We start from the raw sequence: 11,659 nt of genomic DNA on the forward strand, positions 1-11,659 counted from the left end.
CTGAAGGAACGTTAAAGACTATGACGTTGATAGGTCGGGTGTGTAAGCGCAGCGATGCGTTGAGCTAACCGATACTAATGAACCGTGAGGCTTAACCTTACAACGCCGAAGATGTTTTGGCGAAGAGACAGAACAATCAAATTTCAGCCTGATACAGATTTAACAGAATTTGCCTGGCGGCTTTAGCGCGGTGGTCCCACCTGACCCCATGCCGAACTCAGAAGTGAAACGCCGTAGCGCCGATGGTAGTGTGGGGTCTCCCCATGTGAGAGTAGGGAACTGCCAGGCATCAAAATAGAAGAACCCCGTACCGAAAGGTGCGGGGTTTTTTGCTTTTGTTTTCCCACTCTGGCCTTTCTCTTAATCCCTTATCCTGCTAATGGAATGTGTGATCTCTGTCTCAATGTGATTTATAACAAAATTATAACATTTCATTTACGAGGTTATTGAGTCTCCTGGCTCAATACGCCGCAGTTTATGGCAGGAGCATAATCACAATGACAGAAAGCATGACATCAAACGGGACGCTGGGTCACAGTGATACCCGAAGAAGGGTATGGGCAATCGTCAGCGCCTCTTCAGGGAATCTGGTTGAATGGTTCGACTTTTACGTCTACTCATTCTGTTCACTCTACTTCGCACATATCTTCTTCCCCTCCGGCAACACCACAACGCAGCTGCTTCAAACGGCAGGGGTATTTGCCGCAGGATTCTTGATGCGACCCATCGGGGGCTGGCTGTTTGGCCGCATTGCGGATCGTCGCGGGCGTAAGGCCTCTATGCTGATCTCGGTGTGCATGATGTGCTTTGGCTCGCTGGTGATCGCCTGCTTACCGGGATATGCATCGATTGGTACCTGGGCACCGGCGCTACTTTTGCTGGCCCGCTTATTCCAGGGATTATCGGTGGGCGGTGAATACGGTACCAGTGCAACCTACATGAGTGAAATTGCACTGGAAGGTCGTAAAGGTTTTTACGCGTCATTCCAGTACGTCACGCTGATTGGCGGTCAGCTGCTGGCCATTCTTGTGGTGGTGATCCTGCAGCAAATTCTGACGGACGAACAGCTTCACGCCTGGGGATGGCGGATCCCTTTCGCAATGGGCGCTGTACTGGCGGTTGTTGCACTTTGGCTACGCCGTCAGCTAGATGAAACCTCTCAGAAAGAGGTCAGGATGCTGAAGGAGGCGGGAACATTCAAAGGGTTATGGCGTAACCGCAAAGCTTTCCTCATGGTGCTGGGCTTTACTGCGGGCGGCTCTCTTAGTTTCTACACGTTCACCACCTATATGCAGAAGTACCTTGTGAACACCACCGGCATGCACGCAAACGTTGCCAGCGTAGTCATGACCGTGGCGCTGTTTGTCTTTATGCTCATACAACCTATTATCGGTGCGCTCTCGGATAAAATCGGTCGACGAACGTCGATGCTGATTTTTGGCGGGCTGTCGGCGTTATGTACCGTACCTATTCTGTCTGCCCTTCAGCATGTGACTTCGCCATATGCCGCGTTTGCGCTGGTGATGGTGGCGATGGTGATTGTCAGTTTCTATACCTCAATCAGCGGGATACTGAAAGCCGAGATGTTCCCGGCGCAGGTTCGTGCGTTAGGAGTAGGGCTTTCTTATGCGGTAGCCAACGCGGTGTTTGGCGGATCGGCGGAGTACGTTGCGTTGTCGCTTAAGTCATGGGGAAGCGAAACGACATTCTTCTGGTACGTAACGGGTATGGGGGCTCTGGCTTTTATTGTTTCCCTGATGCTGCATCGCAAAGGGAAAGGTATCCGACTTTAATAGCGCGCCATTTGCCACACGGCGTAGCCGGTCGTTGCGCCGGCAACATCCCAGGCGAAATCTTTCCAGCTCCAGCCGCTCCCTGCGGGGCGGCTATCCCACAGTTCTTTTGATGCCCCAAGACCTACTGAGAACATCAGCCCGATCGCCGCGCTACGGTCCCGGCTGTATCCCTGATGCTGGGCATATTCATTACCGGCTGCGGACAACATCGCGGAAGCGAGGAAATGCTGTGCTTTATCCTGTCCGGACCAGCTATCGTTGGCCATATGGCTACAGCCACTCAGGAAAAGGACGCTCAGTAACAGAGGAATACGCATCAACGGGCTCCATAAAAAAGCCCTGCGGGTGACAGGGCCTGGATATTACAGAATACGGCTGATAAGTCGGTCGATACGGATACGACGTAAGCGGCGAATAAGCTTGCGAACTTTTACCGGATAATCGGCAATGCTCTGCAGTTCGCGGTAGTGATTCACCACGGTCGTATGGGTGCGAATCAGCTCCAGTTCGCGTTCACGTTGGGCGGCTAACTCATGCTGCGGGTCATGAATCAGGATAGCGTTTTCCAGATCCAGTCGCCATGCGCGCGGGTTCAGGTTGTTACCGGTCAGCAACATCCACTCATCGTCGACCCACATGCCTTTCAGATGGTAACTATTGTCTTCATCTTTCCAGAGACGTACAACCAGCTGGTAAGTGTTGACGTAATACTGTAAGCGGCTCAGGAAACGACGCAGGTTAATCTCATAGAGATAAGGCAGCGCACCGATGATTTTGAACGGCTGATCTTCAGGAATGAAGAAGTCGTTTGCCGTTTTATCACCAACGATAATTTCCACTTTTTTACCGTCGCGCAGCAGCTGAATGATATTACGCACCAGCACGGCAGGAAGGTTAAAGTACGGCGTACAGATGGTGAGTTTCTGCTCCGCACACGGCATCAGATGGAAGATCGTTTTGTTCAGCTGGCTTGATTTGCCGAGTCCTACCAGCGGTGTAACGGATAACTCTTCGTTGTTCGCATCGCCCTGGAAATGATAGACCGCATCACGCAGCTCCTGGCGGAAGGCGCGAACATCGTTTTTGATTTCCGGGCTTTTAGGACGCTCGGGATCGTCAAGGCGGTTAACGCCACGGCCGTGGACCAGATTTTTATCAACCCAGTTAAACATGATATCGGCCATCTGCGGATTACGGATCAGATGGTAGCGGTCGTAGCGATATTTATCGAGCTGATGAAGGTAGACATCATTGAGGCTGGCGCCGCTGTACAGCACGCTGTCATCAATGATGAATCCCTTGAAATGAAGGACGCCGAGCGCTTCACGGGTATTAACCGGGACGCCATAAACAGGCACATCGACGCCAGGATTTTCCTGCGCCGTACGGCAATACCAGTCAGCATTGGTGTTTGACGCGGCAGCGCCAATACGGCCACGCTGAGCTCGATGCCAGTCTACCAGCACGCGAACATCAAGTTCCGGGCGCTGACGTTTGGCGTCATAGAGCGCGTTCAGGATCGCGCGCCCGCCTTCATCCTGTTCAAGATACAGTGCCACAATGCAAATGCGTCGTGTGGCGCTGGCAATCTTTTCCAGAAGCGTCTCCCGAAAATGAGCGGGAGCGTAAAAGAACTCTACATCATCAACTGACTGAGAAATCTTCGGTAGTTGAGCAAGGTGTTGTTGATGTTTATTACGCTTAAATTTTGACAACATCACAGTGCGTATCTTCTCTGTTCATTGAAGGGTTGTCTGTACCATGCAAACAACATAAGCGGACAATGATACCACCAGTCCCGTCCAAAGTGGGTAACATTTCCAGTAGCTTACTCGCGTTTGCTGGCTGATGTCAGACTAAGGGACAAGGCAACAATACCTTCGTCAAGCTGAATATCAACGTCAAACCCAAGTTTTCGCGCCAGGGTCACCATACCGCGATTGTTAGGCATAGTAATGCCATTAAGGCGTAACAATCCGTGATCTCGCGTATAACTGATGAGTTTTTCCAGCAACCGTCTTCCCAGACCCAGGCCTTTAAGATCGGAGCGCACCAGCACCGCAAACTCCGCATCGACGTTATCCGGGTCAGAAATCGCACGCGTAACGCCGAGGATCTCATCACCCTTATCGGCGCGACGAACGGCAACAAACGCCATTTCTCGATCGTAGTCGATCTGGGTCATATTGGCTAAATCATCGTGGGTAAATTCGTTGATTTCGCTAAAATAGCGATAATAAAGATCCTCTTTCGTGACCTGAGAGATAAAGGCTCGCAGCTGGGGCTCATCTTCCGGCAGAATAGGGCGGAACAAGGCGCGTTCACCATTTTTCATCTCAACCCACTCCTCCAGCTGCAGGGGATACGGGCGGATTGCCAGGCGACTCTCTCTGTCTCCTTCGAATGGTGCGATATCCAGAGTCACGTCCAGCGCCGTAAACTCATTGCCGGAGGCGAGCAGCGGATGAATGTCCAGCCGCTGGATCTCGGCACAATCTACAATCAGGTTAGAGACCTGCACCAGGAACTGACTTAGCCCGGCAATATCGAGCGGACGCAGCGCGCTCCGGCCGCGGATCTTTTTACTTTTAATCGCCTGAATGATCAGATAACGCGCCAGATTCATGTTAAGAGGCGGCAACGCCACCACGGCCTGCTCTTCCGGGCGCCACTCAACGCCGCCTTCTCCCAGCATGATGAGCGGACCGAAGACGGGATCGTGTTCAACCACCACCCGTAATTCCTGAGCACCAGCGCGGTTGGCCATACTTTGCACCAGCAATCCGTGGATCCTCGCCTGCGGCCAGGCCATTTTGACCCGATCGAAAATGGCATCAGCTGCCTGCTGCACCTCCGTTGCCGTGCGCAGGTACAACATGACCCCCTGCACATCCGACTTATGCGGGATATCCGGGGAACGCAGCTTCAGGGCAACCGGATAGCCAATCTGCTCGGCAATATGCACGGCCTCAGCGCTGTCGCTGGCGATCCAGGTCGGCAGGGTTTGCATCCCGTAGCTGCCCAGAATCGGCTGGACCTCATGTGTATCCAGCGACGTTGCGCCTTCTTCAATGGCCTGCTGCAGCAGCCTGTGAACGTCAACGGTGTTGGCCGTCAAATTCCCGGGCAAGGCCGGCGTCTCGCGGAGCTGTTTCTGGTTACGGCGATATTCCACCATATGCATAAACGCGGTGATGGTGCCTTCCGGCGTGCGGTAGGTTGGCAACCCGGCCTCGCTGAACAGGCGCCGCGCCTCCTGAGAAGAAAACTCACCGCACCAGTTGGTCAGCAGGGTGACATATTTGCCTCGCGGATGGTTGCGTACGGCCTCAATGAGCGCGCGCGCGCTTTCACTGCCCGGCGCGACCGCGCTGGGTGAGTGGATAATCATCAGCGCATCGAAATCCTGGCTATCCAGCAAAATGGAGATCGCCTTGATGTAGCGATCGCTGCTGGCGTCATCGCGCAAATCAAGCGGATTGCCGGGCGTCACGCTGGTCGGAAGCGCTTCTTTCAGGCGCTGCAGCGTCTCTTCACTTAGCGTTGCCAGCTTGCCGAAGCGCCGCCATAGCTCATCCAGAGCGAGCGCGGCAGGGGCGGCACCGTTACTGACGATCATTAGCTTCTCGCCGCGCAACGGGCGCATATGGCTTAACGTCTCAACGGCGGAAAAAAGTTCGTGTGTATCCTGCACCCGCAGCAACCCCGCGCGCTGGATGGCGGCGTCCCAGGCGGGATCCATGCCGGAATGCGAATGCAGCAGGCGCTGTGCCGCAGGGCTTCGCCCGCTTTTGATCACCAGGATCGGCTTATTGCGCGAAGCGCTTCGAGAAGCCGAGACAAAACGACGCGCGTCGCTGAGGTGCTCAAGATAAAGCAGGATCGCACTGGTTTTACCGTCGCGCGCCAGAAAATCCAGCAGCTCATCAACATCGATATCCAGACTGTCGCCGAGAGCAATGAAGTAGGAGAATCCCATTTCTCGCTGCTGCGCCCAGTCGAGGATAGTGTTCGATACCGCTGCCGACTGCGAGATAAACGCGAGCTTGCCTTTGCGGATTGGTACCGGAGAGAAGCTGGCATTTAAGCCCTGCCAGGGGGCGAGCAGGCCGAGACTGTTTGGCCCAAGAATGCGCATTTGATAGCGGCTGGCACAGGCCAGAAGCTCGGCTTTCTGTTCAGGCGGAGACGAGAGAATAATGCAGGTTTTACAGCCTTTCTTGCCGAGCGATTCCAGCAGCTCCGGATTCCGTTTCGCGTTTGTACACAGTACGGCCAGATCCGGTACGAAAGGCAGGCTCTGTACATCAGGCCATGCAAGCACTCCCTGAACCGCCTTATACGCCGGCGTGACGGGCATGACGGGACCATTAAATCCCCCGGCCAGCAGGTTGCGCATCATCAGATAGCCAGCACGATCCGGTTTCATTGATGCGCCGATGACGGCAATGGATTTAGGACGAAGTAGCGCTTCTAACCCTCGCTGGCTCATGCAGGCCTCCTGTGAATGCAAGCGACCTGATGATTTTAAACGCTTTCCGTCTCGGCTGCTGTGACGCTGCCCTTATGAACGGTTTTTCCCGCCAGATAGCGTTCCCGGAAACAGGAGAAATGGTTGCCCAGGGCGCCAGCCGCAGCGGTATCACCCGCCAGGTCCAGAAGCGCAATCGCCACTTCGGCGGTGCAGTATTGCCCGTCAGCATGCGCCTCTCGCAGACGGTAGGCGGAGACGCGGGAAAGGTCGACAGAAATAACCGGCAGCGCGTCGAGATACGGGCTTTTGCGAAACATTTTTCGCGCTTCGGTCCAGGTGCCGTCCAGCATAATAAATAGCGGCGGTTTACCGGATGGCGGCGTCGAAAGCACCTGGCGATCCACGCCTGCATAAGAGGCGGGGAAAACGACCATCGGCTGATAGTCCGGACTAGCCACTAAGTCGAGCAGGGCCTGAGGGGGCTCCGTTCGGGACCACTGAAAAGCCGCAGTATCCGGGAGAATATCGGCGATAAGGCGTCCCGTATTGCTGGGTTTCATCGGCTCGGTATCGAACATGACCAGACAAAAACGGCTCTGTGCCGTACTCGGAGTCAGCGTCTCGCACAGGCAAACCTTCAGCGGCAGCAGGCAGCGCTGACAGCGGCGAATACGGTTGCCTCGGGCGAGGAACGGTCGAGTGGCGCGCGCAAGGCGTTCGGCGCGTAGTTGAAGAACAGCGTTATCAGTCATGGGCGAAATGCAGGAAAAACCCTATTTTCGCAGAGGCGGCAGCGGGGCACAAGATGTGCCCCGTGAATGTTACAGCGACTCGTTTAACCAGCTTTCAAAAGGTGCTTTTGGAACTGCACCGTTGAGCATATCGATCACCTCACCATTTTTAAAAATCATAATGGTCGGGATGCTGCGGATGCGAAAACGGGCGCTCAGTTCGGGCTCAGCTTCAGTGTTGACCTTAACGAACCGCATTTTTCCGTTTCGCTCTTCGGCCACATCTTCGAAGATTGGCGCGAAGCTACGGCAAGGGCCGCACCATGGCGCCCAGAAATCGACCACGACAGGAAGATCGTCCTTGAGGAGTTTGTCCAGCGTAGCACCCGTTGCGTTAATGACGTCGCCATCAAACAATTCATGGCCGCAACGTCCGCATTTCGCACCATCTTCCATCCGATCGTCCGGAATGCGGTTAAGAGCCTGACAGTTGGCACATACGGTATTCATAACTAACCTCTGATAGAGCCGTGGGACAGCGGCGGAACGCCGATAATGTTTCTAATATGTTACATATTATCAATGAGCCTGTTTGAAACAACAATGCGTTTTATTCAATGAGAACAATAGTCACAGGCTTTTGTACGAAATTATGGCTATGCGCTGGCACATCGGGTAATCTGCGCGCTTCGCGCAGCGCTGGTGGAGAAAAGCATGAACGACGAAATGAAAAACAAAAGCGGCAAGGTCAAAGTGATGTATGTCCGCAGTGATGATGACTCTGATAAACGCACCCAAAATCCGCGTACCGGAAAAGGTGGCGGGCGTCCGGCGTCTTCTCGTGCAGACGGTGGCCGTCGCCCCGCCCGCGATGACAGAAATAACCGCGGTGATGACCGCAAACGTGACGATCGTAAACGCGATGAACGTCCGCGTTCCGACCGCCCGCGTAGTGACCGTCCACGCGATGACCGTCCGCGGGAAGACTTCTCACGTGATAACGCCTCCCCGTGGCGTACCGTTTCTCGCGCCCCTGGCGATGAGACGCCGGAAAAAGCCGATCACGGCGGTATCAGCGGTAAAAGCTTTATCGACCCGGAAGTGCTGCGCCGCCAGCGTGCGGAAGAGACCCGCGTGTATGGTGAGAACGCCTGCCAGGCGCTATTCCAGAGCCGTCCTGAGTGTATCGTCCGCGCCTGGTTTATCCAGAGCGTAACCCCGCGCTTCAAAGAAGCCCTGCGCTGGATGGCCGCGAACCGTAAAGCTTACCACGTTGTTGATGATGCTGAGCTGACCAAAGCCTCCGGTACTGAACACCACGGCGGCGTTTGCTTCCTGATCAAAAAACGTAACGGCACGACCGTGCAGCAGTGGGTCAGCCAGGCGGATGCCGATGACTGCGTGCTGGCGCTGGAAGATGTGGGCAACCCGCATAACCTGGGCGCAATGATGCGCAGTTGCGCGCACTTTGGCGTGAAAGGCGTGCTGTTGCAGGATGCTGCACTGCTGGAATCCGGTGCCGCGATCCGTACTGCGGAAGGCGGAGCCGAGCACGTGCAGCCGATCACCGGCGACAGCGTGCTGGATGCTCTTGAGCAGTTCCGTAAAGCGGGCTATTCCATCGTGACCACCTCGAGCCATGCCGGTACGCCGCTGTTTAAAGCGACGCTGCCGCGTAAAATGGTGCTGGTATTAGGTCAGGAACGTGATGGTCTGTCTGACGCGGCGCTCTCCAGTGCGGATCTGAGCGTCTCTATTGATGGGACAGGCAATGTAGAAAGTCTGAACGTATCCGTTGCGACCGGCGTACTGCTGGCCGAGTGGTGGCGTCAGAATAAGGCATAAGCCTCTTCATGTGCCGGGGCATACCCGGCACATTCAATTACTACTCGCTCTCAGCCGGTAGCACAGGCATCCAGTCAATGGGCGTTTCGCCACGTTTTTCCAGCCATTCGTTCGCCAGAACAAAATGATTACTGCCAAAGAAACCGCGATGTGCAGACAGCGGTGACGGGTGCGGCGCTTTCAACACGTGATGGCGCTGACGGTCAATAATCGCCCCTTTCTTCTGCGCATGCGATCCCCAGAGTAAAAACACGACCCCTTCACGATGCTCGTTGATCAGGCTGATGACTTTATCGGTGAACGTCTCCCAGCCCAGGCTGGCGTGCGAGTGCGCCTGGCCAGCCCGTACGGTGAGTACCGTATTCAGTAACAGCACTCCCTGACGCGCCCAGCTTTCCAGGTAGCCGTGGTTTGGCCGGGTAAACCCGGGCACGGTTCCTTCAAGCTCTTTATACATGTTGAGCAGAGAAGGGGGGATCGCCACGCCCGGACGTACGGAAAATGCCAGCCCATGCGCCTGGCCCGGGCCGTGATAGGGATCCTGGCCCAGAATGACCACTTTCACATCGCTCAGTTCGGTGTAGCGAAAGGCGTTGAACACGTCTTTCTGCGGCGGGTAAATCGTCTGTCCTGACTGACGCTCAGCGGCAACGGTGCTGAGCGTATTGATAAAATAAGGCTGCTGCTTTTCTTCTGCCAGCACGTCATGCCAGGTTAAAGGTGTTGTCATCTCGCTCTCCTGCGAATCTCAATCTGTGACTAGCTTACCTGTTTAACCCCGGTGAGCAAAATTACTCGCTGAAATGTGCGCTAAGTGGCTTAATTTATGTTGAAAATGTGCAGGTAAAATTGAATTGGTAAGGTCGTGAAATTGATCTAAAGCAATAAATTCAAACCACACTCTTTATGTGGTTGGTGTTTTTGTTGATTCAAATCAATAAATCACCGGGGTGTGAATGATATATATACACACAAGAAACAATGGTTTTACCAATTGGCCGCGAGAGGCCGACATCAGTTAATGTAGCCTAAGGGAGGCAACACATGATTACAGGTATCCAGATTACTAAAGCTGCAAATGACGATCTGCTCAACTCTTTCTGGCTGCTGGACAGCGAGAAAAACGAAGCGCGCTGTGTCGTTGCGAAAGCGGGTTTTGCTGAAGATGAAATCGTGCCGGTGAACAAACTGGGCGAAATCGAGTACCGTGAAATTCCAATGGAAGTGAAACCGGAAGTGCGCGTGGAAGGTGGTCAGCACCTTAACGTAAACGTACTGCGTCGCGAAACGCTGATGGACGCGGTTGAGCACCCAGAAAAATATCCACAGCTGACCATTCGCGTGTCTGGTTATGCGGTACGCTTCAACTCTCTGACCCCAGAACAGCAGCGCGACGTCATCGCCCGTACCTTTACTGAAAGCCTGTAACGGCTTCAGCAGGGGGGAATAAAAAAGCCGGGGATTTCCCCGGCTTTTTTTACTCTTCAGTTTTCGTCTCTGGTGCGGCAGAGCTTGGCTTACGTCGCTTACCAATATTCTTGGTGTCGCGGTGGCGCTGCTTCACGCGCGGTTTCTCTTTTTCTTTCTCTTTTCTCTCAGCACGTTTCGCGAGCGCTTTCTTGGACGGTTTACCCGTCATTTTTTCACTCGGCGCACGCGTGGTTGGGCGCAGGCCATCAATAACGCGCGCTTTCAGCGGCTCGTCAACATAGCGGCCAATTTTCTGCAGCAGCAGGTAGTCATGCGCTTCAACCAGTGAGATAGCAATACCTTTGCGGCCCGCGCGACCGGTACGGCCAATACGGTGCAGATAGGTATCGCCGCTGCGCGGCATATCGAAGTTAATCACATGGCTGACGTCCGGAATGTCGATCCCGCGAGCGGCCACGTCTGTAGCAACCAGCACGTTAACGCGACCGTCGGTCAGGCGCTTAATGCCTTCGGTACGCTTGATCTGCGCCATCTCGCCTTCAAGATAGCAGTTGTTGATCCCGGCGTTACGCAGCATTTCTGCCAGCTCGTGCACGCGCTCGCGCTTACGCACAAACACGATTGTGCGCAGCGCATCTTCCTGCTTCAGCAGGTGTTTCAGCAATTCGACCTTGTGCTCAAGGTTGTCCGCGCGGTAGTACCACTGGTGGATCTTCTTACGCTCACGGGTGGACGGCGTCGCCGACACTTCTACCGGATCTTCCAGCAGACGCTCGGCGAAGTCTTTAATCGCTTCCCCTTCGAGGGTGGCAGAGAACAGCATCGTCTGGTTACGCCAGCGTGTTTCCCCGGCAATGTGCTCGATATCCTGTGCAAAGCCCATGTCCAGCATGCGGTCGGCTTCGTCGAGGATCAGCGTTTCAACCGCGCGGCAGTCGAAGTTCTCTTCTTTAATGTACTGCAGCAGGCGGCCCGTCGTCGCAACGACGATGTCCTGGTTTTCGCTGAACACTTCTGCGTGGTTCATATACGCAACGCCGCCGGTGATGGTCGCGATATCCAGATGGGTATTTGCCGCAAGTTCACGCGCGTGATCGGCCACCTGCATGGCCAGTTCGCGCGTCGGCGTCAGGATTAAAATACGCGGCGGGCCAGATTTTTTACGCGGAAAGTCGAGCAGATGCTGCAACACAGGCAGCAAATAGGCTGCTGTCTTCCCCGTGCCGGTTGGCGCAGAACCGAGCACATCGCGGCCCTCAAGCGCAGGCGGAATGGCCGCTGCCTGAATGGCGGTCGGGCGTGTAAAGCCTTTGCTCTCAAGTGCATTGAGCAGGCTTTCATCGAGTTCAAGTTCGGAAAAAGTCGTTACAGTCATGTTCTAC

10 protein-coding genes and 2 rRNA genes are annotated in these 11,659 nt (G+C 54.7%); 5 read left to right on the forward strand and 7 right to left on the reverse strand.

Going from position 1 to position 11,659, the window contains the following annotated elements; translation table 11 throughout:
• The 3 genes from UR504_RS12770 to UR504_RS12780 all read left to right on the forward strand — a co-directional run.
• Positions 1–99: ribosomal RNA gene (locus UR504_RS12770) — 23S ribosomal RNA — on the forward strand; the annotation flags it as partial.
• Positions 100–172: 73 nt separating this feature from the next.
• A 5S ribosomal RNA gene (rrf, locus tag UR504_RS12775) occupies positions 173–288 on the forward strand.
• Between the two features lie 209 nt (positions 289–497).
• A complete protein-coding gene (locus tag UR504_RS12780) occupies positions 498–1,793 on the forward strand; it encodes an MFS transporter (protein WP_127731993.1) in 1,296 nt (431 codons plus the stop codon).
• Here the strand turns inward: UR504_RS12780 and UR504_RS12785 are convergent.
• From UR504_RS12785 to trxC, 5 genes are all read right to left on the reverse strand, one after another.
• Complete coding sequence (locus UR504_RS12785; RefSeq protein WP_032643716.1) at positions 1,790–2,113, reverse strand: YfiM family lipoprotein; 324 nt, start codon at positions 2,111–2,113, stop codon at positions 1,790–1,792. The two genes, UR504_RS12780 and UR504_RS12785, sit on opposite strands and share 4 nt — an antisense overlap.
• 45 nt (positions 2,114–2,158) lie before the next feature.
• A complete protein-coding gene (pssA, locus tag UR504_RS12790; RefSeq protein ID WP_302236272.1) occupies positions 2,159–3,514 on the reverse strand; it encodes a CDP-diacylglycerol--serine O-phosphatidyltransferase in 1,356 nt (451 codons plus the stop codon).
• A 110-nt stretch (positions 3,515–3,624) separates the two neighbouring features.
• Entirely contained in the window at positions 3,625–6,288 is a 2,664-nt protein-coding gene (locus UR504_RS12800) for a bifunctional acetate--CoA ligase family protein/GNAT family N-acetyltransferase (RefSeq protein WP_127731992.1), read from the reverse strand.
• 35 nt (positions 6,289–6,323) lie between these two features.
• The gene (gene tapT, locus UR504_RS12805) at positions 6,324–7,022 is read right to left on the reverse strand and encodes a tRNA-uridine aminocarboxypropyltransferase (RefSeq protein ID WP_302236258.1); all 699 of its coding nucleotides are present in this window, start codon (positions 7,020–7,022) and stop codon (positions 6,324–6,326) included.
• A 69-nt stretch (positions 7,023–7,091) separates the two neighbouring features.
• A complete protein-coding gene (gene trxC, locus UR504_RS12810; protein ID WP_111965120.1) occupies positions 7,092–7,511 on the reverse strand; it encodes a thioredoxin TrxC in 420 nt (139 codons plus the stop codon).
• A gap of 204 nt (positions 7,512–7,715) precedes the next feature.
• Between trxC and UR504_RS12815 the strand changes: the two genes are divergently transcribed.
• On the forward strand, positions 7,716–8,846 hold the full coding sequence (locus UR504_RS12815; protein WP_288460557.1) for a tRNA/rRNA methyltransferase: 1,131 nt from the start codon (positions 7,716–7,718) through the stop codon (positions 8,844–8,846).
• Positions 8,847–8,886: 40 nt separating this feature from the next.
• Here UR504_RS12815 and ung read toward each other — a convergent pair whose 3' ends face one another.
• Positions 8,887–9,576 (reverse strand): uracil-DNA glycosylase, encoded by a 690-nt coding sequence (gene ung, locus UR504_RS12820; RefSeq protein ID WP_023333064.1) that lies wholly within the window; start codon positions 9,574–9,576, stop codon positions 8,887–8,889.
• Positions 9,577–9,890: 314 nt separating this feature from the next.
• Here ung and grcA point away from each other — a divergent pair, with 314 nt between their 5' ends.
• On the forward strand, positions 9,891–10,274 hold the full coding sequence (gene grcA, locus UR504_RS12825) for an autonomous glycyl radical cofactor GrcA (RefSeq protein WP_047652709.1): 384 nt from the start codon (positions 9,891–9,893) through the stop codon (positions 10,272–10,274).
• A 49-nt stretch (positions 10,275–10,323) separates the two neighbouring features.
• Here grcA and srmB read toward each other — a convergent pair whose 3' ends face one another.
• Positions 10,324–11,652 (reverse strand): ATP-dependent RNA helicase SrmB, encoded by a 1,329-nt coding sequence (srmB, locus tag UR504_RS12830; protein ID WP_023344704.1) that lies wholly within the window; start codon positions 11,650–11,652, stop codon positions 10,324–10,326.
• Between the last annotated feature and the right edge of the window lie 7 nt (positions 11,653–11,659).

Source organism: Enterobacter sp. 241F3 (assembly GCF_034106785.1).
GTDB lineage: Bacteria > Pseudomonadota > Gammaproteobacteria > Enterobacterales > Enterobacteriaceae > Enterobacter > Enterobacter vonholyi.